At 39.4% G+C, this 24,245-nt stretch carries 21 protein-coding genes and 1 pseudogene; 8 read left to right on the forward strand and 14 right to left on the reverse strand.

Features of this window, described 5'->3' with window-relative positions; all coding sequences use genetic code 11:
* The first annotated feature begins 143 nt into the window (after window positions 1–143).
* Both FTU29_RS12435 and FTU29_RS12440 read left to right on the forward strand, forming a co-directional pair.
* A complete protein-coding gene (locus FTU29_RS12435; RefSeq protein WP_180122130.1) occupies window positions 144–887 on the forward strand; it encodes an SDR family oxidoreductase in 744 nt (247 codons plus the stop codon).
* Window positions 888–935: 48 nt separating this feature from the next.
* On the forward strand, window positions 936–1,541 hold the full coding sequence (locus tag FTU29_RS12440) for a 2-hydroxychromene-2-carboxylate isomerase (RefSeq protein ID WP_180122132.1): 606 nt from the start codon (window positions 936–938) through the stop codon (window positions 1,539–1,541).
* Window positions 1,542–1,732: 191 nt separating this feature from the next.
* Here FTU29_RS12440 and FTU29_RS12445 read toward each other — a convergent pair whose 3' ends face one another.
* Together FTU29_RS12445 and FTU29_RS12450 are read right to left on the reverse strand one after the other, a co-directional pair.
* Window positions 1,733–2,224: a hypothetical protein gene (locus FTU29_RS12445; RefSeq protein ID WP_180024783.1), complete on the reverse strand. Its 492-nt coding sequence runs from the start codon at window positions 2,222–2,224 to the stop codon at window positions 1,733–1,735.
* A gap of 242 nt (window positions 2,225–2,466) precedes the next feature.
* Window positions 2,467–3,978 (reverse strand): aldehyde dehydrogenase family protein, encoded by a 1,512-nt coding sequence (locus tag FTU29_RS12450; RefSeq protein ID WP_180122134.1) that lies wholly within the window; start codon window positions 3,976–3,978, stop codon window positions 2,467–2,469.
* A gap of 221 nt (window positions 3,979–4,199) precedes the next feature.
* Here FTU29_RS12450 and FTU29_RS12455 point away from each other — a divergent pair, with 221 nt between their 5' ends.
* The gene (locus tag FTU29_RS12455) at window positions 4,200–5,381 is read left to right on the forward strand and encodes a transcriptional regulator (RefSeq protein WP_078194070.1); all 1,182 of its coding nucleotides are present in this window, start codon (window positions 4,200–4,202) and stop codon (window positions 5,379–5,381) included.
* A gap of 21 nt (window positions 5,382–5,402) precedes the next feature.
* On the opposite strand, the gene FTU29_RS12460 is transcribed toward FTU29_RS12455, so the two are convergent.
* Together FTU29_RS12460 and FTU29_RS12465 are read right to left on the reverse strand one after the other, a co-directional pair.
* A complete protein-coding gene (locus tag FTU29_RS12460) occupies window positions 5,403–6,365 on the reverse strand; it encodes an alpha/beta hydrolase (protein WP_180122136.1) in 963 nt (320 codons plus the stop codon).
* A 245-nt stretch (window positions 6,366–6,610) separates the two neighbouring features.
* Window positions 6,611–7,822 (reverse strand): iron-containing alcohol dehydrogenase, encoded by a 1,212-nt coding sequence (locus tag FTU29_RS12465; RefSeq protein ID WP_180122144.1) that lies wholly within the window; start codon window positions 7,820–7,822, stop codon window positions 6,611–6,613.
* Between the two features lie 400 nt (window positions 7,823–8,222).
* Here FTU29_RS12465 and FTU29_RS12470 point away from each other — a divergent pair, with 400 nt between their 5' ends.
* On the forward strand, window positions 8,223–9,923 hold the full coding sequence (locus FTU29_RS12470; RefSeq protein ID WP_180122146.1) for an NAD-dependent malic enzyme: 1,701 nt from the start codon (window positions 8,223–8,225) through the stop codon (window positions 9,921–9,923).
* A gap of 139 nt (window positions 9,924–10,062) precedes the next feature.
* Here FTU29_RS12470 and FTU29_RS12475 read toward each other — a convergent pair whose 3' ends face one another.
* The 8 genes and pseudogenes from FTU29_RS12475 to FTU29_RS12510 form a co-directional block, all read right to left on the reverse strand.
* A complete protein-coding gene (locus tag FTU29_RS12475; protein WP_078191524.1) occupies window positions 10,063–10,722 on the reverse strand; it encodes a methionine ABC transporter permease in 660 nt (219 codons plus the stop codon).
* Window positions 10,703–11,773, reverse strand: a complete 1,071-nt coding sequence (locus FTU29_RS12480; RefSeq protein WP_180122148.1) for a methionine ABC transporter ATP-binding protein — start codon at window positions 11,771–11,773, stop codon at window positions 10,703–10,705. The genes FTU29_RS12475 and FTU29_RS12480 overlap by 20 nt, the downstream gene beginning before the upstream one ends.
* A 10-nt stretch (window positions 11,774–11,783) precedes the next feature.
* A complete protein-coding gene (locus FTU29_RS12485; protein ID WP_180122150.1) occupies window positions 11,784–12,614 on the reverse strand; it encodes a MetQ/NlpA family ABC transporter substrate-binding protein in 831 nt (276 codons plus the stop codon).
* A gap of 64 nt (window positions 12,615–12,678) precedes the next feature.
* Window positions 12,679–14,115: an LLM class flavin-dependent oxidoreductase gene (locus FTU29_RS12490; RefSeq protein ID WP_180122152.1), complete on the reverse strand. Its 1,437-nt coding sequence runs from the start codon at window positions 14,113–14,115 to the stop codon at window positions 12,679–12,681.
* Entirely contained in the window at window positions 14,115–15,338 is a 1,224-nt protein-coding gene (locus FTU29_RS12495) for an SfnB family sulfur acquisition oxidoreductase (RefSeq protein ID WP_180122154.1), read from the reverse strand. The genes FTU29_RS12490 and FTU29_RS12495 overlap by 1 nt, the downstream gene beginning before the upstream one ends.
* Window positions 15,339–15,349: 11 nt before the next feature.
* Window positions 15,350–16,576 carry an SfnB family sulfur acquisition oxidoreductase gene (locus tag FTU29_RS12500; protein ID WP_180122156.1) on the reverse strand — a complete coding sequence of 409 codons (1,227 nt, stop codon included), beginning with the start codon at window positions 16,574–16,576 and terminating at the stop codon, window positions 15,350–15,352.
* Between the two features lie 795 nt (window positions 16,577–17,371).
* Entirely contained in the window at window positions 17,372–17,632 is a 261-nt protein-coding gene (locus tag FTU29_RS12505; RefSeq protein ID WP_180122158.1) for a helix-turn-helix domain-containing protein, read from the reverse strand.
* A gap of 475 nt (window positions 17,633–18,107) precedes the next feature.
* Window positions 18,108–18,976, reverse strand: a pseudogene (locus FTU29_RS12510) (IS982 family transposase).
* 195 nt (window positions 18,977–19,171) lie between these two features.
* Here FTU29_RS12510 and FTU29_RS12515 point away from each other — a divergent pair.
* Genes FTU29_RS12515 through FTU29_RS12525 form a run of 3 tightly spaced genes read left to right on the forward strand, consistent with a single transcriptional unit; the run spans window position 19,172 to window position 22,373 of the window.
* Entirely contained in the window at window positions 19,172–20,347 is a 1,176-nt protein-coding gene (locus tag FTU29_RS12515; RefSeq protein WP_180122160.1) for a DUF262 domain-containing protein, read from the forward strand.
* A complete protein-coding gene (locus FTU29_RS12520) occupies window positions 20,344–21,477 on the forward strand; it encodes a DUF3696 domain-containing protein (RefSeq protein ID WP_180122162.1) in 1,134 nt (377 codons plus the stop codon). The genes FTU29_RS12515 and FTU29_RS12520 overlap by 4 nt, the downstream gene beginning before the upstream one ends.
* 2 nt (window positions 21,478–21,479) lie before the next feature.
* A complete protein-coding gene (locus FTU29_RS12525; protein WP_180122164.1) occupies window positions 21,480–22,373 on the forward strand; it encodes a hypothetical protein in 894 nt (297 codons plus the stop codon).
* 211 nt (window positions 22,374–22,584) lie between these two features.
* Here FTU29_RS12525 and FTU29_RS12530 read toward each other — a convergent pair whose 3' ends face one another.
* Together FTU29_RS12530 and FTU29_RS12535 are read right to left on the reverse strand one after the other, a co-directional pair.
* Window positions 22,585–22,923 (reverse strand): antitoxin Xre-like helix-turn-helix domain-containing protein, encoded by a 339-nt coding sequence (locus tag FTU29_RS12530; RefSeq protein ID WP_180122166.1) that lies wholly within the window; start codon window positions 22,921–22,923, stop codon window positions 22,585–22,587.
* A 224-nt stretch (window positions 22,924–23,147) separates the two neighbouring features.
* Window positions 23,148–23,405 (reverse strand): helix-turn-helix domain-containing protein, encoded by a 258-nt coding sequence (locus tag FTU29_RS12535; protein WP_180122168.1) that lies wholly within the window; start codon window positions 23,403–23,405, stop codon window positions 23,148–23,150.
* A gap of 143 nt (window positions 23,406–23,548) precedes the next feature.
* On the opposite strand from FTU29_RS12535, the gene FTU29_RS12540 reads away from it, so the two are divergent.
* A complete protein-coding gene (locus FTU29_RS12540) occupies window positions 23,549–24,196 on the forward strand; it encodes a hypothetical protein (protein WP_180122170.1) in 648 nt (215 codons plus the stop codon).
* Window positions 24,197–24,245 lie beyond the last annotated feature (49 nt).

Consider the following 24,245-nt stretch of genomic DNA (forward strand, 5'->3'; position numbering starts at 1 on the left):
CTAAAAAATTATGATTGACGATAAATTAATCATAACATAGTATTCGTTATAGTAACGATCGTTATTTAATAAAGTGTGGTTTAAAACCGACGCGTAAATAAAATGAGTGTGGAATAAAAATAAAACAGCAATGGAGTGAGACTATGCAACAAATCAACAAGACTTCAGCAAAAGTCGCTTTAGTGATTGGTGCAGGAGATGCCACTGGCGGTGAAATTGCCAAACGCTTTGCTCGTGGTGGTTATACCGCATGTATGACGCGGCGTAATGTCGACAAACTACAGCCCTTAATTGCTGAAATTCAAGCACAGGGAGGGACTGCTTTTGGCTTTGGTTCGGATGCTCGAAAAGAAGAGCAAGTGATTGAACTCATTGAGCACATTGAATCAAACATTGGCCCGATTGAGGTCATGGTTTTTAATATCGGTGCCAATGTGTCATGTAGTATTTTGGAAGAAACAGCGCGTAAATATTTCAAAATATGGGAGATGGCATGTTTCTCGGCTTTTTTAACTGGTCGGGAAGTGGCAAAACGCATGGTGAGCCGTGAATCTGGCACGATTATTTTTACGGGGGCGACTGCAGGGATTCGTGGTGCTACTGGTTTTGCAGCATTTGCAGGGGCAAAACATGCGCTGCGGGCATTGGCACAAAGTATGGCACGGGAACTAGGTCCACGTAATATTCATGTTGCGCATGTGGTGGTTGATGGTGCAATTGATACCGATTTTATCAAAGATACATTCCCTGATCTTTATGCTAAAAAAGAGCAAGATGGTATTTTAAATCCAGTACATATTGCGGAAAATTATTGGCATCTCTCACAGCAACCACGGGATGCATGGACGCATGAATTAGATCTGCGACCATGGATGGAACATTGGTAAGCACTGATTTAAAAATATTAGGAAAATAAGCAAAAAAGGACGAAAAAAATGAAATTAATCGAGTTTTATTTTGATGTTGGCAGTCCATATAGCTACATCGGATTTCACCGTATTCAGCACATTGCTGAGCAATATCAGGCAGAGATTATCTGGAAACCGATGTTATTGGGTGGAGTGTTTAAAGCTACTGGCAACAGTAGTCCGATGGCTGTGCCTGCCAAGGCACGCTATTCCATGCGGGATCTTAAGCGCTGGTCAGATCTATGGCAGATTCCCCTGCAAATGAATCCGTATTTTCCAATCAATACTTTGCAGTTGATGCGTTTGATAACCGCAGTCCAGTTATTTCAGCCTGAAGCATTTCTCAATGTACTGACGGGTATTTTTAACGCGATGTTTGGTCAGCCACGCAATTTAAATGATCTCAATGAATTAATTCAATTGATGCAAGAGCTTGGATTGGATGTAGAGCAAGTTAAATCATGGCTTGAAGATGAAAAAGTAAAGTCTGAGCTTAAAGTTATTACCGAAGAAGCTATTGAACATGGTGTGTTTGGGGCGCCAAGTTGGTTTGTCGATGATGAATTGTATTGGGGTGTCGATCATTTGCATTTTGTTGAGGCGGCTTTACAGGCTTCATCACGATCAGCCTAATTGGACGAATACTTGAGTGAATGCTACTGAATATGAGCACCAGTTTTAGGGCGGGAATGCAGAAGTCATTGTAGATGTAAGTGGAATTATAGAATGGATCATGGCTGATTGTCTTACTTACATCTACTTTTACTCAGCTTTCATTTGTATTGAGTCTTATTTTTGGGGTACTAACTTAAAAAACTTAAGCTTTATTCCGTATATAAATAATGCTGACATTTGGTGCAATTTACGGTGCATGAATCGCTTGCATAAATACCTTTACGAAAGAATCGTTTATTGCCGCAAAAGATACAGATAAATTCATCTTTATGATTTTTAGCGCTTGGTAGCTCTTGGTAAACGAGTCTTAATCCATTGTCTTTATAACGATAATTTCGACCATAAATTTGTTTAGCAAGCCAATAGTCCAAACTTGTAAATTTTATGGCAATACAACTGATGATACAAAAAGGAAATAGCCATATAGATTCAAATGCTTTGGAAACAGACGCCCAACCTGAAAATACACTTGTGAAAGTAAAAAACATGACCGCGAAAGCACCAAAGAAGAAAAGATAGAATACTTTGCTTTGGAAAGAGCTTAATTTGTTTAAGTATTTGAGATGATGTTCATAGGTCGAAATATCATCTTGGTTGGGCACAAATGCGGGATAACGTGCTTGCTTAGGTTTGTCTGACACTTGATCACCAAATGAATGACCACAGGCACTACAAAAGTGATGTTGTACTAATGCTTTTTCTCCACAGGAGACACAATATTTCATAGCTATTTAAATATTTTTAATTAATAAAGTTATTTGTTTAGCAAGCATAAGAAAATTTGCAGCTTTTTAAAAGAAATTTTAATGAATTCTTTGAAGAGGCTTCTAACAAAAAAGCGAACCGAAGTTCGCTTTTTATCTCATGTATTGTTCAATGCTGCTTAGAAGAAGCCCATTGGTTTGGTGTCATAGCTCACCAAGAGGTTTTTGGTTTGTTGATAATGATCAAGCATCATTTTGTGGTTTTCCCGGCCGATCCCTGATTTTTTGTAGCCACCGAATGCTGCGTGTGCAGGATAGATGTGGTAGCAGTTAGTCCAAACACGGCCCGCCTGAATCGCACGGCCTGCACGGTAAGAAGTATGCGCTGAACGTGACCAAACACCTGCACCGAGACCATAAATCGTGTCATTGGCAATTTTGATGGCATCGTCGAAGTCTTTAAAGGTGGTAACTGAAAGCACAGGGCCGAAGATTTCTTCTTGGAAAATCTTCATGTCATTGGTGCCTTTGAAAATGGTTGGTTCAATATAGAAACCTGTACCGACTTCATTGCGTGGATCACCACCAGTAATGAGCTGTGCACCTTCATTTTTACCTGTAGCGATACAACCTAAAATTTTGTCTTGCTGCTCTTGCGATGCCTGTGCACCAATCATGGTATCGGTATCGAGTGGATGACCCGTCTTAATACGTTTCACACGTTCTACTGCCATTTCCAAGAATCGATCTGCAATGCTTTCTTGTACCAATGCACGTGATGGACATGTGCAAATTTCACCTTGGTTCAGCGCAAACATGGCAAAACCTTCGAGTGTTTTATCTAAGAACTCATCGTCTTTGTCCATGATGTCTTCAAAGAAGATATTTGGTGATTTTCCACCAAGTTCTAAAGTCACAGGAATGATATTTTCAGTCGCATATTGCATGATCATTTGACCGACAGCGGTTGAACCTGTGAAGGCGATTTTTGAGATGCGTGGATTGGTCGCCAATGGGCGACCGACTTCAACACCATAACCATTCACAATATTCAGCACGCCCGGTGGGAGTAGGTCTTGAATGAGTTCAGCCAAGACCAAGATGCTGACAGGCGTTTGCTCCGCAGGTTTCAACACGATGCAGTTTCCCGCAGCCAATGCTGGAGCAAGTTTCCAAGCCGCCATCAAGATTGGGAAATTCCACGGAATAATTTGACCGACCACACCAAGTGGTTCATGGAAATGGTAAGCAATAGTATTTTCATCAATTTCAGAAATGCCGCCTTCTTGGGCACGGATACAGCCGGCAAAATAACGGAAATGATCAATACACAGTGGAATATCAGCGGCTAAGGTTTCACGAATCGGTTTACCGTTGTCCCAGGTTTCTGCGACCGCAAGGAGCTCTAGGTTTTCTTCAAGTCGATCGGCAATTTTTAATAAAATATTTGAGCGTGTGGTTGGGGAAGAGGCGTTCCATTGGGCTTTGGCTTTATGCGCTGCATCCAAAGCCAATTCAATATCTTCAGCAGAAGAACGTGGCACTTTGGTAAAAACTTTACCGTCTACAGGGGAGATATTTTCAAAGTATTCACCTTTCACTGGCGCGACCCATTGGCCACCAATCAGGTTTTCATACTGAGCTTTAAACTGAACTTTTGAACCGGGTTGATTAGGATCGACATAACGCATATGAATTTTCCTTTGCTTGTTTATTATGATCTTGTTGGGCTGCCCATCTGTGGCAATCTACAGCTTTGGTATAAGGTACTTTTGTACATTATTTGATTAGCATAGCCTGTATAAGGTTGGAAAAAGGTTGGAGACAAGAAGGTTTACAATATTTTTTTTCAGTCTTAAAAACAAAAGCCGGGAAACGGATTTTTAGTCATGAATTGTTGTGAGAATAATGAATGATGATACAGAAGGATTTATCTGAAAAACGACAGAATGTCGAACGGTTAAGGCAGGGCATGAGTCTGTCAAAGCAGCAAACCTCGCAATTGAATGAGAGCATTGCGAGCTCTTGGCAGCGATCGGCGCAGGCGGAAATTCCGGAAAATCGGAGTGCTGCGCCTTTGGTAAATTTAAGCCCTCAAAGTCAACAACAGTCGGCATTGCATCATGCGTTGCAACATTGTGCCGAAGATTTAAAACACATTGCCGAACAGTCGTCGATGGTACTTGCCGTGGGCGATGTAGGTAGCACGATTATTTGGAGTGCGTCGAGTCGGCAAATGCAAAGTGCTGCGGAAAGTGTGCATTTTATTGCAGGTGGGCAATGGCGAGAAGAATTGGTCGGCACCAATGCATTAGCGTTGTCTTTAAAAACCCAACAGTCGAGTTGTGTGTTTTCAAATGAACATTACATGCCATCAGTACATGAATGGGTCTGCTATGCAGCACCGATTATCGATCCACATACGCAGCAAATTTTGGGCGTGGTTGATTTATCCACCGTGTGGAAAAACCACAATAGTTTAGGGCTACTTGCGGCCGAACGCTGCGCTTCGATTATTCAATCGGCTTTACTCGATTTTCAAAAACAGCATTTGTATATTCGGGCCTTTGCTGTGCCGCAAGTGTTATTTAATGGCAAAGTGATGGTGCTGACCCCGCGGCAAATAGAAATTTTGACCATCTTGGCGCTATGTCCGCAAGGCATGACCTTAGATACTTTGCATCAAGCCTTATATGGTGAACGCAAGGTGAGTGTTGGGACTTTAAAAGCGGAAATGTCGCAGCTACGCGATATTTTGGGCGGCATGCTAGGCTCACGTCCCTATCGTTTATTGGCACAAGTCGAAGCCGATTTTTTGCAAGCCGAGCAAGCTTTAGATGCAGGTTATATCGATTCGGCCTTAAAACTGTGTTCAGGGGTTTTCTTGGCTAAAACTGAAAGCCCATTTTTAGGGGCATGGCGTGATTGTCTTGAGTCACGATTGAGCCAAGCGATTTTTAATGCCAAAGAAACGGATGTTCTACTCAAACATGTCGCGCGTTTCCCTGAAGCTATCGATGCGGTTGAACGCCTGATTGAGCTGATGCCGAGATCACATCCCGTACATCAGACCTTGTTGAAATTAAAACAGTAAGTTGCAATGTCATACAGGCTATTAAAGGCCTTTATTGGCCAGCCATTGAAAGAGCTGGGTATAGACTTGTTCGCGTGCTGATTTCTCAGAAAGGACTAAGTCATGTAAACCATTTTGGATACTTTGAATGGTGACATCGCCTTGAATTTTTTTGGCATATTTTTGGATATCTTTTACACCCAAAATCACATCACTGGTCTGCGCTGCTTTACCCCATTTTTTGGGATTTTTAGTTTGATGTGAATGCATCACTAATACCGGTACATCAATCGTCACACCTTGATGAATTTCCTTTTGAGCCTCATAAATTGCCCGTACAAAACTTAAATACACCATTGGATAGCGGGTCTTTTTCCAGTCTAAATTGAAGCTCCATTCACCCTTGAGTTCACGGTGTAAGCTGGCGGTGTACCATTTATTTAGTTCACTTGGGAATTTTAGATTTGGAAAAGTCTTTGCCAATTTACTCAGCTGTGGAATACCCAGTGCGCGTTTCACTGGATTCATGTTGAAATCATAAAATGGGCTGTTAACCCAAAGGGCTTGAATTAAAGGATGATTTTGATGATGCGCCGCATACAAAGTGGTGGTTAAGCCACCGGTAGAATGACCACAGAGCAGCAAGGCATCATGACCTTCATCAGCAATGATCGTTAGGGCTTGATCTATTTCGGCATCGTATTCAGACAGTGCATGCACATTATAGTATTTTTGATGCGGGCGGATTGAGCGGCCATACTTTCTTAAATCTAAGGCATAAAAGTCGAAACCGTGCTGATTGAAGCGTTCCGCCATTTCGGTTTGGAAAAAATAATCGATAAAACCATGGATATAGAGCACCGCTTTGGAGGTTGGAGCCGCTGCTTTTTTGCGAACCAGTGTGGCAACCACAGGGCCTTCATAATCATCAGGGAAGGTCAGCGTGGCTTGTTCATAACCTGCGCCCAAAATATCAGGCTGATACTGAATTGGTAAATGGCTCATTATTATACTCATTAATATTATTGGACATTATGCTTTATCCTTGATGAGCTATGAGCTTTTGTCAAATGAATAATCGATGCTGATATGCGGACTAAAAAAGAGTGACCTCAGTATGAAAGCGACCAATCTATAGTCGCTTCCCTGAAATAAAAAGTGAAATGGATTCAGTTGACCTACATCACTAAACTCAAAGGGTAATGTAGGCACTTAGGTCACTTAAACATGAAGACCTTTAAGGGCTTAAATTAAACGGCCGCTTTGAAGTCGACCACAGAGGTATTGGCTTTAAGCGCTGCCTTGAAAATATCAACCACTTGAGCATGAGTCGCTTTACGTGGATTGGTTAGCATGCAGGCATCTTTTTGCGCATTTTCAGACATGATGCTGAGGTCTTGTTCTTTCACACCAAGTTCAGAAAGGCTCGATGGAATGCCAATCGAAGCAGAGAGTTCACGGATTGCTGCAATCGCTGCATAAGCCGCTTCAGTCACCGTTAAACCGTCGGTTGGCACACCCATGAGCTGTGCGATACGTGCATATCGGTCAGGGCAGGCAATCAGGTTAAATTCGCAAACGTGTGGTAGCAGCACGGCATTACATACGCCATGTGGCAAGTTGTAGAAGCCGCCAAGTTGGTGAGCCATCGCGTGGACATAACCTAAAGATGCATTGTTAAATGCCATCCCTGCTAAGTACTGTGCATAGCTCATCGCATCACGTGCTTCTAGGTTTTCGCCATTGGCGACGGCAGGGCTGAGCCATTCACTGATCATTGCAATGGCCTTTTCAGCACAAGCATCGGTAATGGGATTAGCTGCTGTAGAAACATAAGCTTCGACCGCATGCGTTAATGCATCCATACCGGTTGCTGCAGTGAGCGCCGCAGGTTTTGCAATCATTAGTTTCGGGTCATCAATGGCGATAAGAGGCGTACAACGCCAATCGACAATCGCCATTTTAACGTGGGTGTCGGTATTGGTAATGATACAGAAACGGGTCATTTCTGATGCCGTACCTGCGGTGGTATTAATCGCAATCAGGGGAGTCATTGGCACTGTACTTTTATCGATGCCTTCATAGTCACGAATATGGCCACCACCCGCAGTCACTAAGCCAATGCCTTTGGCACAGTCATGAGAAGAGCCGCCGCCGAGAGAGACAATAAAGTCACATCCATTGTCATTGTAGGCATCTACACCGCTATGTACGTTGGTGTCAGTTGGGTTGGGTTCTGCGCCCGGGAAGATGTGACTTTCTACGCCAGCTTCAGTTAAATACCCGGCAATGGTGTCTGCCACACCAAATTTGTATAGACCGGCATCGGTCACAATGAGCGCTTTTTTAGCGCCAAGATTTTGCGCCTTTGCGCCAATTTCTTTAGCGCAGCCGGGACCAAAAAGTGAAACACAAGGGATGTAAAAACCGTTTGTTTGATCTGCAATATTTTTAAAAGCCATGGTGCGATTCCTTCTACCATTCATTGTCATTTGTTATGGGTGATACTCACCTAAACTGAGTATTGCGAGGGATGTTTTAAATTCACACCTACCAAAGACCTACCAAATTTAGGGCTTTGTATTGAACTTATTTAATTGATTGAAATTTAATCATTAATTATTTTTGTTATTTTCTAAGATTCGCTAAAAGTCGTATACATTTAAGCCAAAATAGGCGTTGCGATGATTGGATGCATGATCGAGTTATCAGATTATAAAATCTAACTAAAACTACTATCAATTTACTAAATGCCCCAAAGCGCTCGAATCAGGATAGGCTATAACAAATAACGAGATAGTCACTTTTGTACATTTCGCTTTTTGCAGTGCGAAACAAAAGATTAATTAAACGAGTTAAATAATGCCTAGTGAAAATTTGAAAACGAAACGTCCTTTATATATTCCTTATGCCGGAAATACACTTTTAGAACTCCCACTTTTAAATAAAGGCTCTGCGTTTAATGAAGATGAACGTAAGAGCTTTAATTTGCACGGTTTAATTCCACACGTCACAGAAAGCATTGAAGAGCAAAGTCAGCGTTCTTATCAGCAATATTGTGCATTTAATAGTGATATCAATAAGCATATTTACCTGCGTAATATTCAAGACACCAACGAGACGCTGTTCTATCACTTAATTGAAAACCACCTCAGTGAGATGATGCCGATCATCTATACACCAACAGTGGGTGAGGCTTGTCAGCGCTTCTCGGACATTTATCGTCGTCATCGTGGGATCTTTATTTCATATCCTGACCGTGATCATATTGACCAAATTATTCATAACGTGAATAAAAAGAACGTGAAAGTGATCGTTATTACGGACGGTGAACGTATTCTTGGACTTGGTGACCAAGGCATTGGCGGGATGGGGATTCCGATTGGTAAGTTGTCGCTGTACACCGCATGTGGTGGGATCAGTCCAGCTTATACATTGCCGATTACTTTAGATGTCGGAACCAATAACCAACAGCTGTTGAATGACCCGATTTATATGGGATGGAGTCAGCCTCGCATCAGTGGTGAAGAATATTATCAATTTGTCGATGACGTGATTAAAGCCATACAACAACGTTGGCCTAAAGCGCTGATTCAATTTGAAGACTTTGCACAAAAAAATGCGATGCCTTTATTGGAAAAATATCGCGATAAAATTTGCTGCTTTAATGATGATATTCAAGGAACAGCAGCGGTGTCTGTCGGAAGTTTAATTGCGGCATCACGTGCAGCAGGCAAGCAGCTCAAAGATCAAATCGTCACATTCCTAGGGGCAGGTTCAGCAGGTTGCGGGATTGCAGAACAGATCATCAAGCAAATGGTGGCGGAAGGTTTAACCGATGCTCAAGCGCGTGCGCGGGTGTTTATGGTCGATCGCTTTGGTTTAATTACTGAAAATCAGCCGAATCTTTTAGATTTCCAACGCAAACTTGCGCAAGCACCGGATAACGTTGCTCATTGGGCAAATGCAGATTCAGTCATTTCGCTATTGGATGTAGTTACACATGCTAAACCGACTGTATTGATTGGCGTTTCGGGACAACCGGGACTGTTTAGCCAAGAGGTCATTGAAACGATGGCTGCGAATTGTGAACAGCCTATTGTGTTACCACTGTCTAATCCAACATCACGTGTCGAAGCGGTGCCTGCAGATATTATCGAGTGGACCAAAGGTAAGGCCCTGATTGCGACTGGCAGTCCATTTGCACCAGTGAATTATCATGGCAAGATTCATCAGATTTCACAGTGTAATAACTCCTATATTTTCCCGGGGATTGGTCTCGGTGTGATTGCATCTGGGGCGAAACGTGTGACGGAAAATATGCTGATGGCATCGAGTACGGCGTTGGCAGACTGTTCACCAAAATTGGCAGATCCAAATGCCGATTTATTGCCAAGTTTGGATTATTTACAGGATATTTCGAAGAAAATCGCATTGAAAGTGGCATTGGCTGCGATTGCTGATGGTGTTGCGCCAAATGTCAGCGTTGAAGTGCTCGAACATGCGATTGAAGAGAATTTTTGGAAACCTGAGTATCGTGATTATGTCCGTGTGACTTATTAATTTGGTCTAAAGATGCTGATTGAACAGAATCGATTTTGCATCGGATCGAAAAAATACCCTAATCCAGATTAGGGTATTTTTTTATGTGTAGCCGCACGCTTTTTTCTAAGAAATACGAAAAATAATTGTGAGGGTCGTTTTAAATTTTGCGTTTATCCAATTGGTTGGAAATGTGATCTCCACAGGCTTGAACCAGCATCACGATCGCGACCAAGACCACTATCACTGCCAGCATGATTTGCATATCAAAGCGTTGATAACCGTAACGGTAAGCAATATCCCCCAAACCACCTGCACCGATAGCCCCTGCAATGGCAGAAGAATTAATCATGGTCACCAAGGTCACAGTAAAGCCCGCTACGATACCAGGAAGCGCTTCAGGGAGCAGCACATGCCAAATGATTTGTTTGCGATTACAGCCGATGGCTTGAGCGGCCTCAATCAGACCTTGATCGACTTCACGTAAACTCACTTCTGCAATGCGTGCAAAAAAAGGCGTGGCCGCAAGGGTTAAAGGCACGACGGCAGCCCAAACGCCATAACTGGTGCCCACAATAAAGCGCGTGAGCGGAATGAGCGCCACCATTAAAATTAGAAAAGGTACCGAACGGGTAATATTGACCAACCAACCTAGGGTGTGGTTTAGGCTTTTTGAAGGATAAATCCCGTGTTCAGCACTACACACCAAGACGACTGCTAAAGGCAGGCCGATCAGAAAGGCCACAAAAGCTGAAACGCCGACCATCAGTAAAGTATCAATGGTTCCACTAATCAGTAAATCAATGAGTTGATCGTGCATAGCCAAGTACCTCAATCTGTGCGATATGGTGTTTAAGTTGTTCAGATAAGGCGTTGATCTCTAAATGGCTGTGGTCCACAGCAACAATCAACGAGCCAATTAAATGCCCTTGAATACTATCGATATGACTTTGATACAGATGTACTGGCGCCTGAAATTGATCAAAAATAAACTTTAAGTCAGGCGACTGTTGTAGTGTCGATTCATATCGTAATTTTAAAATGATTTGATCATTTGAATCTGACGGTTGTGGCTGAATGTCGCTTGGTAAATCAAGTTGTTCAAGGTTGAGTAACTCTTGTGTGATCTGCTGCTGAGGCGTAGAAAACACGTTCCAAACCTGTCCTGCTTCTACAATTTCGCCTTGATCGATCACCACAACTTGATCGCAAATCTCGCGAATGACCTGCATTTCATGGGTAATCAACACAATGGTGATACCAAGCTTTTGATTAATTTCTTTAAGCAAAGACAGCACAACAGAAGTACTTTCAGGATCGAGTGCAGAAGTCGCTTCATCACAGAGTAAAATTTCCGGATGATGAACTAACGCTCGTGCAATCCCAACACGTTGTTTTTGCCCGCCCGAAAGTTGAGAAGGGTAGTGCGCTGCTTTATTTTCAAGACCTACCAGCTTCAGCACTTCATTCACTCGCTGAGCGATATCGGCTTGACTGAAATTAGCGATTTTAAGGGGCAGCGCGATATTGTCATACACGGTTTTGGCAGACATCAAATTAAAATGCTGAAAAATCATCCCAATACGCTGACGCAGAGCAATCAACTCTGCGTGATTTAGGCGAGATAATTCCTGTTGATGGATGTGAATACTGCCATCACTGATTTGTTCTAAGCCATTCAGCGTTCGAATCAGTGAGGATTTACCCGCGCCACTTTTCCCAATAATGCCGAATATTTTGCCTTGTGGAATATTCAGATTGATATCTTTTAAGGCATGAACCTGCTGTCCTTGCACATCATAAAATTTATTTAAATTTTTGATTTGGATATGCGGGACGGCAAATTCAACCGATGAACCGAAACTCACCATGAGTGACTCCTTATTTCCAACCAGGGAACCACAGTTTTGCACCAAAATCTGCGTCTAATGCTTGTTTAACTTTAGGTGAGTTTTGATAAATATCGACAAATTTACGCAGTTTATCGTCACGATCGACATAGTCATCACGTACGGCAAATAAGATGGCAAAACGCTTGTCGGTATTGGAGTCAAAAAACAATGCATTTTCAGGATCGGCAGTTTTTGCTAAACGTAAATAATGTGGATAGCCAAAAGCCAGATCGACATCATCAATTGCACGTGCCGTTTGAGGGCCTTCCACCTCAATAAATTGAAGCTGTTTAGGATTCGCAGCAATGTCATTTAAAGTCGATAAAAAGTTATCTGGCTGTTTCAGTTCAATGAGCTTGGCTTGCTGTAACAGTTGTAAGGCACGGCCCTGATTGACCGGATCATTCGGAATCACCACTTTGGCTTTATGGGGTAAATCAGCAAAGTTTTTATACTTAATTGAATACAGTCCGACATGGGTTGCAGCACCGACATCAAAGGCTTTGATTTTAAAATCCGTTTCTTTTTTTGCATTGTCTAGAAACGGCTGATGTTGGAAAAAGTTCGCGTCAATATCGCCGTGGTTTAGGGTGATATTCGGGGTATTCCAGTCCGAAAATTCCACCAATTTCACGTTCAGCCCTTGCTGCTTGGCTTCATCTGCGGCAACTTTTAAGGGTTTAGCAAAAGATGGGCTAATCCCAATCACCAATTCACTTTGATGACTTTTCTTTTGTTGATTCCAAATAACTAAGCCAATCACCAAGATGGCTACGATCACACCAATCAGTGTGAATTTAGATTTTGCTGTTTGTGCCATGGCACACCTCTATATTTCGAAATAATTAAATTTTTTGTCTAAAATATTGTTTTTTAATTGCAGCTTATGCTGTCTCAACGTTTTTAAGTGCTGCCTGAGATGATGTGTCGGAAGTGCGACATCGGTAGCGATGAGCGGGATGTGTCATTGCTAAATGGTCACCTTGTTGAAACAGTTTTTGCCGTAGACTACCGGTGTCATATGCAGTTTTATAGCGACCACGTTGCTGTAATTCTGGAATGACCAAACGGATAAAATCTTGATATGACTCAGGTGCAACGGTGCGAGTCAGATTAAATCCATCGATGCCAGTTTCATCCAAATAATCAATCAACTGTTCTGCAACGTTGGCACCACTCCCAACAAAGAGCGGATAACGCCCACCTAGAACGTGCTGAGCACGCAAATCTTGGCGAGTGATTTTTTGCTCTTTAAATTTTTGATTGACCGATGCGATGCTATTGGTCTGCTGATATGGAATGGCTTCATCTTCTGCAAAGTTGGCGAGGTTCATACCAATCGAGCTGGAAAAGTGTGCCAGTCCCGCTTCAGGGTTGGCATAGCGAATGTATTCAGCCAATTTCTCTTGGGCGAGCTCATCGGTCTCTGCAGTCACTACCGTAATGCCTACAAAGAGTTTGATGGCTTGTGGGTCACGCCCTTGCGCTGCGGTTTGGCTGCGAATTTTTTGTACCTGATTTTTAACTTTTTCTGCGCTGTCTGCACCGATAAACATGCCTTCTGCATGTTGTGTGGCAAAAGCTAAGCCACGTGGTGAAGCACCGGCCTGATACAACACAGGGGTGCGCTGTATTGAAGGGGAAACTTGAAATACCCCTTGGCTTTGATAGAACTTGCCTTGGTGTTGAATGGCATGTACTTTTTTGGGGTCGCTAAAGATGCGATGAGCTTTATCTTTTTGAACCGCATCATTTTCCCACGAGCCTTCCCAAAACTTATAGCAAAGCTGCAAAAACTCTTCGGCTTGTTCATAGCGTAGGTCATGATTTTTCAAGCCTTTTTGCCCAATGAGGCGTTCTGCACTATCTAAATATCCAGTCACGATATTCCAGCCGATTCGACCTTGGGTCAGGTGGTCTAGGCTGGCAAATCGACGTGCAAATTGATAAGGCGTTTCATAGCTCAAATTGACTGTTACACCAAAACCTAAGTTTTCAGTGACCGCAGCCATTGCAGAAATTAGGGTGCTGGGGTCATGGCTCGGCAGTTGGATCGACTCTTTAAGTGTGAGATCAATATTGCCTTCATAAACATCATAGACCCCGGTGATATCCGCAATAAATAGCCCGTCAAACAGCCCTTGCTCCAAGGTTTTGGCAAGATCGGTCCAATAGCTCAGTTCATTAAAGCGGTGTGACTCATCGCGGGGATGGGTCCATAAGCCATGATTGATATGCCCGACACAGTTCATGTCGAAGGCATTCAGTAAAATTTTCTTGGCTGGATGTGATTGGGTATCTGCCGTCGTAATTTGGCTCATTACAAGGTCCCTCGACGTGGGGGCAATACGCCATTCAGGAGGTAATTGGCAATGAAGAAATATTTCCAACGCCCTGCATCATGCAAGGTATGAACACGTGCATTACGCCAAAAACGATCTAGACCATCTTCACGCTGACTGCCACGGCTGCCTGCAAGCTCAATCAATTTTGATGCAGCTTTAAGTGCGGTTTCAGTACTATGCGCACGCACTTTCGCGACATCTAGAGAAGCTTTTGCGATGTTTTCGGCATTGGGCTGTGGGCGAGCAGTATCGATGGAGCGAGCAGCTTGTTTCAGCAAGACCTCACTGGCGCGGACATCTGCGGCAATACGACCGAGTTCGTATTTGGTTAAAGGATCTTCGCTTGCAAGATCAAGACCTGAATCAATCCATGGTCGAGCTTGGTGTACGCGGCTTAAACTTTCTTCAAAGGCTGCGCGGGCTATACCGACTTCAATCGCAGCATGCATAATTTGCGCAAATGGCCCAACCAATGTCGGCTCCGTAAATGCCCGATCAAAGGGAATGACATCTATGGCAGGAACTGCAACTTGGTGAAATTTTACAGAGCCGCTACCCGTGGTGCGCTGTCCAAACCCTGTCCAATCATCGATCAGCTCTAAACCTGTACTTTCACGTGCAATAAAGGCTAAATATTCACGACCATCTTGGTCTTTGACCAATGTGGGAATACGATGTGCAAATAAACTGCCGGTGCAATAAAACTTTTCACCATTCACCACAAAACCATTGTCATGAGGGCGAATCGACGTTTGTTTTTGCGCAGCGGTTTTGGTTTTAAACTCGGCTAAGGCATTGCCAAAACGAGCGCCAGCAAGCACTTCGGCATAAAGCTTTTGCTTTTGTTCAGTTGTGCCGGTGTTTCGTAATACTTCCAATGCATAAAAATGGTTTTGTGGAATTTGCCCAATTGAGCCATCTACACCACTCATAAGCGCAATCACTTGCGCCACGGTATAACTTGAAACTTCGGCACCGCCAAATGCCTTGGGAACTGTGATTGCCCAGAGACCAGATTGACTATAGGCCTCGATTTCATCAAACGGCAGTATGCGTTCGGCATCACGTTGCACGGCATTTTTTCTAAATTTTTCGGCTAATTGTTTTGCAATTTCAAGTGCTTCTGCATCGGACTGAATAATATGCGCAGGTGTTGTTGATGCGGCCTGTAGCGAATTAATATTTGGAAATGAGGTCATCAGAATTCTCCTTAAATCCACGCATGGCGTGCAGGTAATTTATGATTTAAGTAATAGTCGCCTAAGGTATGCAGCTTCCAGCGCACAGGATCATGTAAGGTGTGTACTCTGGCATTGCGCCAGTGTTGATCAAGGTTATGGGCACTCAAACTTGCACGGCTGCCGCCTAACTCAAGGAGTTTTTCAGAGATCTGTAAGGCTGCATCATTGGCATAGATTTTGGCTTCTGCGACACGAATCGAAGCTAGAGCAGCTTGTTGTTCACTCACCTGATCAAGCTGATCTAATTCATCGAGATAATCTGCGGCTTCATCTAAAAGTAAAATCGCAGCATCCAATAAAACTGCAGATTTACCCACCTCTTGTAGGGTGTAGGGCTCAAAACTGGCTTTCTCAACTTGTGCATCCACAATCGGACGGGCTTTTTGTACCGCAGAAAGGGTGTCTGCAAAGGCAGCTTCCGCAATCCCGACATCGATCGCGACTTGCATCAATTGTGAAAAGGCGCCTCGATACGTTGGCCCTGCAGAAAGCTTACGTTCATCAAAAATTAATAGGGGGTCTACCACGACATGGTTCAGTTTGACGGTGCCACTAGACGTTGTGCGCTGACCAAAACCATTCCAATTATCAATCACTTCTACGCCTGTAGCATGTCGATCAATGATGGTCAGGACAACATGACCTTCAGGGTGAACGGCTTTAATCGCCAACCAATCTGCAAAACTACTGCCGGTTGAATAGAACTTTTCACCATTAACAACATACTTTCCATTTTCAATGCGCAGCGTTGTGTTTAAGGTTTTAGTGTCTTTGGTGTTGCGCTCTGGCCCACCATTAGCTAAACGTTTTCCCTGTAAAATTTCATTAAAAATAAAGGCTTTTTGCTCATCCGTTCCCATGAGGTCAATCATATACAGCAAGGCAATTTGGTTTTGTGGAATTTGGCCCACGCTAGAATCTGCTTTATTGATAATGCGAAAAACCTGCGCCAGTGTCTTGTTGGACACGTAGGCACCGCCAAATTTTTTGGGAATACGAATGCCACCTAAACCTTTTTGACTGAATAAGTCGATTTCTGCAAATGGGAGTAGGCGGTTCTGATCACGTTCATTTCGACCTTCCAAAGCAAAATCTGCAACGTGATACGCTGCATGAATCGCTTCTAAGTCATTTTCAATAACATGAATATTTTCAGAGATTAAATGAGACATAATGACACCTTTAATAGATATCAAAACGCTACTCGTAAATCCGTGATTCTTTAAATGATGGATTATTCTTAACTTAGCAAAATGTCTGTTTAGCATTTAATCTGCATAAAAAATATGCAAATTTGATAAAATAAGTGTTTGATTTAAAACAATAGATGTGGGAAAAACAACAAGAGGATTGATGATGAAAATCTGGTGTTAGCAACTTTGTAGATATTCAACTTTAAAAATAATATATCTAAGACAGGGGCTTAGCTGTTTTTTTTAATACTTTTTATTAATGGTGATCAATCAGCTTGAACTCCAATACATGCTCAATATCATAGAGCTATGCAAAGATTAAAAAAGGGCTATAAATTGATTCAAATGTTTTTCAATCTGCAATAAAAAAGCCCCCATCTTTTGATGGGGGCTTTTTGAATTTGGAGCGGGAAAGGAGACTCGAACTCCCGACCCCAACCTTGGCAATAGTCACCGACATAAAATACCTAGAATTACACAAATTGTATTTTAATAAATTCTATATATAACATGTATATATGGTCTTTATTCTGTGTGGTGTAACTTAAAGTAGGGTGAGGTACTTTGGTTCTTGGTCACTAAAATTATTGTGATAATCAACAATAGTAACCGACATATACATACTGAATCTAAGGGGGTTTTACTGATTGGTATAATTTTGTGTTGAGGCTATACGATCTGGAATTACGATTTCTATTTTGCCTTTTGGCGTAAGACGTATAAATATAGCCTTTCTACTTTCTTATCTAAAAGTTAATCTTTGTTGTACTTTGACTGATAATCTAAATCACTAAACTTTTATTCATCATCTTCCGCAAACATTGCTTCAATTTCATCCCAGTGCGGAAATTTATACTTCTTTTTATCCACTTCAAATTGTAGACCTACGGCATTAAGTACACTTTCGAATATACTAAATGAGCCTGTAAAATGGCCATTTTCTATTTCTGAAATTGTTGTTTTATTGACGGTCGTTTTTTCTGAAAGATTTTTCTGTGTATAGCCCAGAGCTTTTCTTGCCAAACGTATTTCTTTACCTATTTCTTCTCTTGTAGCCATATCAATTTTAACTCTAGAAATTTGTTCGCTATATAGCAAACTTTTGATAAATTATGGCAAATATTCGCTATATAGCAAACTTTTTTATAGTGATTTTTGAATATTATTGAATTCATAAGGTTCTATTTTGCCTTAAACTATTTGAATAGAGCTCATATGTGTATAGCATTTTCAATACTTTTAGAATTAGGCTAACCTGTCTCTTGATGTAAAATCAATAATTACTTGGACATCTATTCTTGTTTTATCTGGACATTTTTTCTGCTTTAGGTAGGGTTAATTGAGGCTACGCAAAACTGCGGAACATTGATCAAATAACAAGCGTGGAACATGAATAATCACAAAAAAACCATTCCAGTGCGCTGAACTCTGGAGTTGTTGAGTGTAAGTTTATGATTTATATTAAATAAAATAAAAAATTTCGTATAATTGGTATTATATTGATTTTAGGAAAACTACTTAACCCGAATCCTGTTTAAGCCAATGTTTCCATAATACGAACCATCGGCTTGTTTTGATGACAAAGTTGACAGGCACATAAAGAAGCATAAATGCCTGCCAAATAACCAGTAATACTTCGTGCTTTGCTCGTGACTAAGTTGTGTGTCCCTTTTAGCAAGCTAAATAATGTTTCTATTTTATTGCGTTTTTTAAATGGTAGTTATCAGCTTTTGATAATTTAATGGTTTGCATGTTTTTACGATGATAGGTCATCAAATCAATGCCTTGATCTTTAAGTCTGCTCTTAAGTTCATGACTAATATAGCCACGATCAGCATAGGGTTTGGCTATCATTCCTTTGACTAATTGCGCCACCATTTGATATCTGCTGTATGTCCATTGGATAAAACCGTATTGACTATTCCACCTGATTGATTCATCAGTAAATGCAGCTTACAGCCAAAGAGCCAGCCCATGGAGCTTTTTCCACGTGTTGCAATAGCTGATAAAGACTTATGACGTTGTATCCGCTGATTTTTACAGACAGGTAATGCAGTTGAATCAATCCATAAATAATTGCTGTGCTGATCTTTCATCAAAGCAAAATATAGGGCATGTAAAGCTAGTTGATGTGTATTCATCAGATGAATCATGCGTTGATAACATGGCAGATGCTTAAAATAGATGGCTATTGTGATATTTTAACGCTGTAAAGAATGCTTTGAAATTATTGAAATGAGAGCACTTATACCAAATTGCAATAAAGATAATTTCAGAAATACTGAGTTGAGCAGGGCGAACTCTTGAGCATCGAAAGTTCTGCTTTAAGAAATTCCAATAGATTGATTCAAATTTTAGAAAAAAATCATCAATTACGCAGAATAATTGGGTACTATCAATCATAAGGACTAGAGTTGTGAGTTTTGTGTGGTAACTCAACTGATAGCGCTAGTCTTTCTCTTTTTTAAGTCGATTGCTTATCCGAGATTCGGGTTTTTATGAATAAAAGTAATGATATATAAAATATATGTAGGAACACTACCTCAACATGTAGATGATCTATATAATAATTTTTAAATATAGTTTAGTTGGTTTAGTATGGTGCAAGAAACTATTGAATTCGAAAGTGATGTTGAAATTGAGTTAGAAGATAAGGAGCCTCAAATTTCTGATTCATATACGCCTTTTGATACTGCAAAAATAGATATTATTGTTAAACCAATGACTATTTCAAAGCTCTTAGATCGACTACAAAATGATGAATTGGTTTTGAATCCCGATTTTCAGCGAGCAAGTGACCTTTGGGATAATAAAAGAAAATCTAGATTAATTGAATCTATTATTTTAAGAATTCCATTGCCATCATTTTATTTTAATGAGGATATCAATGGAAACTATTCTGTCGTAGATGGATTACAACGTTTAAGTACTATATTCCAATTTATTGATAGTAAAGAACTATCAAGATCTTTAAAAATCAAAATAGATGATTTAATTCTCAGTGATATGCAATATCTAATTGATTTAAATGGTAAAAAATTTGAAGAGATACCTAGAAATTATAAACGTATTATTAATGAACTAGAAATTACATCGACCATCATTAGACCTGCTACTCCCGATTTAGTTAGATTCAATATTTTTGCAAGATTAAATCAAGGTGGTTTAGCAGTTAATGGTCAGGAAATAAGAAATGCAATCTATCCTGGTATATGGCGAGATCGTGTATCTAATATATCAAATGGAAGTAAATTCTTAAATTATACCAAAAATAAAATATCTAAAAAAAGATTGATAGATCATCAGATGATTCTTAGAGTTTTTTCTCTTTTCTCGACTAATGGAGATCGTTGTGAAAAAAATATCTTGGATGATTTTTTAAATTTTTCTTTAATTAATTTTATTATGAATTGGGATGAAAAAAGATGGGATATTGAAGAGGATAAATTTTTCAAAGGAATCGAGAATACAATTAGAATTTTTGGAGAGCATTCTTTCAGAAAGTTAGATTTTTCAAAAGATTCTAAAAATCCAATCAATAAAACAGTTTTTGAGATACAAGTATACCTTTTAGGTTCTGGAATTTATAGTGAATCTGAAATAAATAAACTCTATGAGAGTAATAAAGAAGTAGTTGAGATGACAGAGCGTGAAATGAAGAAAGATAGAAAATTTTCTGAAGCTCTTAGTAGTAATACTGGCTCAGATAACTCTTTCTATATTCGTAAGAACAAGTTTGAAGAAATATTTTCACTTTTTTGTAGAGTGCTATGATAAATAATTTAGAAGTTAAAAATTTTAAATCTATTGTTAATCAAGAGTTTAAGTTTAAGGGTCTTAATGTTCTAACGGGCTTAAATGGCTCAGGAAAAAGCTCTGTTTTACAAGTTTTAGCCTTGATTAAACAATCATTAAATTATAGTCCCAATGGGGAAAAATTATTTTTATCAGGAGATTTAGTATCTCTTGGTAAATCTAATGACATTTTATCAGAAGAAGCTTCTAATGAAGATGTAGTCTTTAAAATCAATTCAGAAGATAATAATGCTGTTGAATTGACCTATGATTTTAGCCCTTCAGTTGCACAAGATTCACTGCGAGGTACTAAAATTGGCGATATTAAAAAGCTACAAGAAGCTTTACATAATTTACAGTATATACAGGCTGATCGAATTTCTCCTAAAAACTTATATCCTCAAGCAAGTACTATTAATCGTGATTTAGGTTGGTTGGGTTGTAATGGTGAATTTACAATTGATTATATAAATCAAAATGAAGATTTTACAGTATCAGATATGAGAGTAATGAAAGATGAATTTTCATCTTTAGATCCTACCCGTAGACACAGTGTTGCCACTAAAATTTTGAAAGACCAAATAACTGCTTGGATACAAGAAATAAGTCCTGGAGCAGAAATTTACACTCAAAATTTTGATAATATTGATTCGGCAACTTTGTCCTTTAAATATAATAGTCTGTCAAAGAGGAAAAGTGCGGATAGACGACCTACTAATGTAGGGTATGGCCTTACATATTCTCTTCCAATTATAACTAGCTGTCTTACAGCTAAACCAAAATCTATTTTATTATTAGAAAATCCTGAGGCACATTTACATCCAAGAGGTCAATTAAAATTAGGAATTCTGTTGGCATTATGTGCTCAAGACGGAGTACAAATTTTTGTGGAAACTCATAGTGATCACCTTCTAAACGGTATCCGTTTAGCTACAAAAAACTTATTAATAAACTCTGAGAATGTTGAGGTTTTTTACTTCGAAAGGAATTATGAAACAGGCATTACGGAAATTATTTATCCATCACTTCAAAAAAATGGTCGATTTTTAAAATGGCCGGAGGGTTTTTTTGATGAATGGGAGAAAGCACTAGATGAGTTACTAAGCTAACTATGAATTCTAATATTATATTTTTCGATTGCACACCATCTCTTACTGATGAAGAAATCCCTGAATGGTTTATTCACAATATTAAAGATCTTTATAAAGTTTTAAACTCAATTAAAAAGTTAAGACCTAATGTACAAATAAATCTAAGTACATCTATTTTTGACTTAAAAATTTCTGAGAATATACCTTTTAGAAATGTTCCAAATGAATTAAAGCATCAAGTGAAAGAAGAGATTCAGGCAATCAAGATAAATCTACAAAAGAGTCCATACAGTCTCGATAATGAAAATAAATTAGATCAATTCTTTGGAGTTGAAGCTAGCTACCTAGACACACCCTATGAATCATTAACTTGGACATATTTATTAGATTCTATAGTACTTTCATTTAATAAAAAGAAACTACCTTGGGATTCATCTGAAATAAATGTAGTAATTAATGAAATAGATAGTGATGATAAAATAATTAATTTAAGACATGCTTCTATAAGTGAACATGTCAACGCTCATCAAGATTGGTTTTCAGTTTTTGAAAAAATTCCAGATATGCATGATTTTATTGAAAATCCTTCCGCTTTCCTTACTAAGATCACTCTTCTAGATGAGGCTAAAGATAATTTAAAAGCTATACCAAATCATTATCCAGCTATTTATGAAACTTTATCTAGAGTTAATTTAGACTTAGTAAAATCTGAAAATACAAATTGTACAATTACTTTTTCGGTAAAAAATGCACAAGGTGAACATCAAAATAGGGCCAGATTATTAAGTGACCTTGGATATAAAGGATACGAAGCACACTTGTTCTTTACAGGAGGTATCGCTGGACGAATTCATTATAAACTGATAGGAACAGATATTGAGATAAAGTATATAGGCAAAAAATTGGGAATTTAGATATATGAGGCAAGAGTAGAATAGGTAACCTATATAAGCTCGTATGAATATTTAACATAAAATCTCTTATACGAAATTCAATTGTAAGCCCAAAATTGAAATGACCGCTTTTAGAATACTTATCTTGAGAAAGGATGTTTCTTATATCTTGCACTTGAATAATTAGATCGGGCCATAACTCAAGTTTATAAGTAATGAAGCCTTGCATATATTATGGTTTAGCTTGGAGGCCTTCTACAAATTGTAAAACAATCTCAAGCTCAGAAATATTCTGGATTTGATCCAATGGGGTGCCTTTTGTTATTTTATTTGGAGATTTCATGAAGTGTTGCATCATTGATATATCTCCACCTACAAGAGAATCTAGGGCATTTGTTATACGTATAAGTTTTAGAGCAATTTCTTTTTGTAGTGATGACAGTTTGCAGTAATCTATATTGATTCTTGATAAATCTATACCAAGAATCATGGCAAGCTGATCATATGTTAGCCCCATTTTTTTGGCTGTTGCTAAAACAGCTTTAGCTAAGACCTTTTCGCTATTAGTCATTTGTTCGATTATCCGTATTACAAAGCGCTCTTTAGGTTCTACTACATAATTCGTACTGACGGTAGTAAAAAATTTTGAACGCGGTATTTGTAATTGAATTGCAAATCTCTATTTTTTAATTTGTTTGAAAAGAATATATGATTAGGTCGGGAGAGTGCAGGGGGTGTTAAGAATTATAGGATTAACGGCAAGTTATAGGAGGCCATATAAAAAATGAAATAATTTTAGCTTTTATTTTTTAATAAAATGAGTTGGCTGACAATTTCATTCGCATCTAATTCTAAAGCTTCACAATAATGAATAAATTCAAAAATATCTAATTTTCGATCACCTGTTTCCACTTTCCCAACAAATGAATAAATGATGCCTAAACGCTCTGCCAGCGCCCTTTGGGAAAGTCCGAGTTCATTTCTCTTTTGAATGAAAAGCTTACGCAGCCAAACATGCTCATCTGAGTGAATTGATAAAGTAATATTATTCATTGCACCTATAATAGGTGCGTGTTAGGATGCACCTGTTTTGGGTGCAAATTTCACTAATACATTAATAATATGTAATTTTTATCCTTAATACAGATAATTTTGTTTAAGGAAATAAATTCATATATCAAAAAAAGAGGGCTGAAATGGGGAAATTTAATAAAGGGAAACAGGGCGTTAAAAATTTACTGTTGCTATCCAGTATGACTTTGGCACTTCATGTAAGTGGTAATGCTTATGCAGGCATAGCACCTGAAGTAAAGCCTAGTAAAAACAAGACAAGTAGTTTGAAAAAAATGGTTTCTAAGAAATGTTTAGATAATTTAATTATTAGTGATGATGGAGATATGAGTCTTCCTTCAGGATGTAATTTTTCATTTAGTGAACTATATGCTCATGATCAGTTTTTCAGGGATAGAGTTATTAAGGCATTTAAAGCGTCTCCATTTGATGGACGTTTCTTTGATATAGAATCTCCTGCTGAGATCACTGAACCGCCAGGAGATAATGATGATAGTTGGTCAGTTTTACTTGAAACAGTATCCAAAGAAAAGGACATAAGAGCACAAGTTTTTGCTGTTCCAAATATCAATGAACTCACTGTAATTATAACGGACAGAGGGATTGGCAATAAAAAATGTAGTTATGGCGTATATGGAGATATTCAGGAAAGAAATGAAAGTTTCTCTCTGGCTTCTTTATATATAAAGAATTATAAGGGGGCATTTCAAGGCTGTAAATTGCTGACAAAAGTGCCAAATCTTAGTGGTTATGATGGTTTAGCTAATCAATAAAAATCTTCTTTAATAATTTATTTTAAAAGTTTTATGTTATGTCCTGTGT

This window comes from Acinetobacter sp. YH12086 (genome assembly GCF_013419345.1).
GTDB classification, from domain to species: Bacteria; Pseudomonadota; Gammaproteobacteria; order Pseudomonadales; family Moraxellaceae; genus Acinetobacter; species Acinetobacter amyesii.

Excerpts from the sequence above, each read along its gene's own strand:
- FTU29_RS12455 (WP_078194070.1), top strand. The coding sequence starts at position 4,200 with ATGATGATACAGAAGGATTTATCTGAAAAACGACAGAATGTCGAACGG.
- FTU29_RS12435 (WP_180122130.1), top strand. The coding sequence starts at position 144 with ATGCAACAAATCAACAAGACTTCAGCAAAAGTCGCTTTAGTGATTGGT.
- FTU29_RS12475 (WP_078191524.1), bottom strand. The coding sequence starts at position 10,722 with ATGCACGATCAACTCATTGATTTACTGATTAGTGGAACCATTGATACT.
- FTU29_RS12440 (WP_180122132.1), top strand. The coding sequence starts at position 936 with ATGAAATTAATCGAGTTTTATTTTGATGTTGGCAGTCCATATAGCTAC.
- FTU29_RS12450 (WP_180122134.1), bottom strand. The coding sequence starts at position 3,978 with ATGCGTTATGTCGATCCTAATCAACCCGGTTCAAAAGTTCAGTTTAAA.
- FTU29_RS12460 (WP_180122136.1), bottom strand. The coding sequence starts at position 6,365 with ATGAGCCATTTACCAATTCAGTATCAGCCTGATATTTTGGGCGCAGGT.
- FTU29_RS12525 (WP_180122164.1), top strand. The coding sequence starts at position 21,480 with ATGAATTCTAATATTATATTTTTCGATTGCACACCATCTCTTACTGAT.
- FTU29_RS12470 (WP_180122146.1), top strand. The coding sequence starts at position 8,223 with ATGCCTAGTGAAAATTTGAAAACGAAACGTCCTTTATATATTCCTTAT.
- FTU29_RS12530 (WP_180122166.1), bottom strand. The coding sequence starts at position 22,923 with ATGACTAATAGCGAAAAGGTCTTAGCTAAAGCTGTTTTAGCAACAGCC.
- FTU29_RS12480 (WP_180122148.1), bottom strand. The coding sequence starts at position 11,773 with ATGGTGAGTTTCGGTTCATCGGTTGAATTTGCCGTCCCGCATATCCAA.
- FTU29_RS12515 (WP_180122160.1), top strand. The coding sequence starts at position 19,172 with ATGGTGCAAGAAACTATTGAATTCGAAAGTGATGTTGAAATTGAGTTA.
- FTU29_RS12540 (WP_180122170.1), top strand. The coding sequence starts at position 23,549 with ATGGGGAAATTTAATAAAGGGAAACAGGGCGTTAAAAATTTACTGTTG.
- FTU29_RS12495 (WP_180122154.1), bottom strand. The coding sequence starts at position 15,338 with ATGACCTCATTTCCAAATATTAATTCGCTACAGGCCGCATCAACAACA.
- FTU29_RS12520 (WP_180122162.1), top strand. The coding sequence starts at position 20,344 with ATGATAAATAATTTAGAAGTTAAAAATTTTAAATCTATTGTTAATCAA.
- FTU29_RS12505 (WP_180122158.1), bottom strand. The coding sequence starts at position 17,632 with ATGGCTACAAGAGAAGAAATAGGTAAAGAAATACGTTTGGCAAGAAAA.
- FTU29_RS12465 (WP_180122144.1), bottom strand. The coding sequence starts at position 7,822 with ATGGCTTTTAAAAATATTGCAGATCAAACAAACGGTTTTTACATCCCT.
- FTU29_RS12485 (WP_180122150.1), bottom strand. The coding sequence starts at position 12,614 with ATGGCACAAACAGCAAAATCTAAATTCACACTGATTGGTGTGATCGTA.
- FTU29_RS12535 (WP_180122168.1), bottom strand. The coding sequence starts at position 23,405 with ATGAATAATATTACTTTATCAATTCACTCAGATGAGCATGTTTGGCTG.
- FTU29_RS12490 (WP_180122152.1), bottom strand. The coding sequence starts at position 14,115 with ATGAGCCAAATTACGACGGCAGATACCCAATCACATCCAGCCAAGAAA.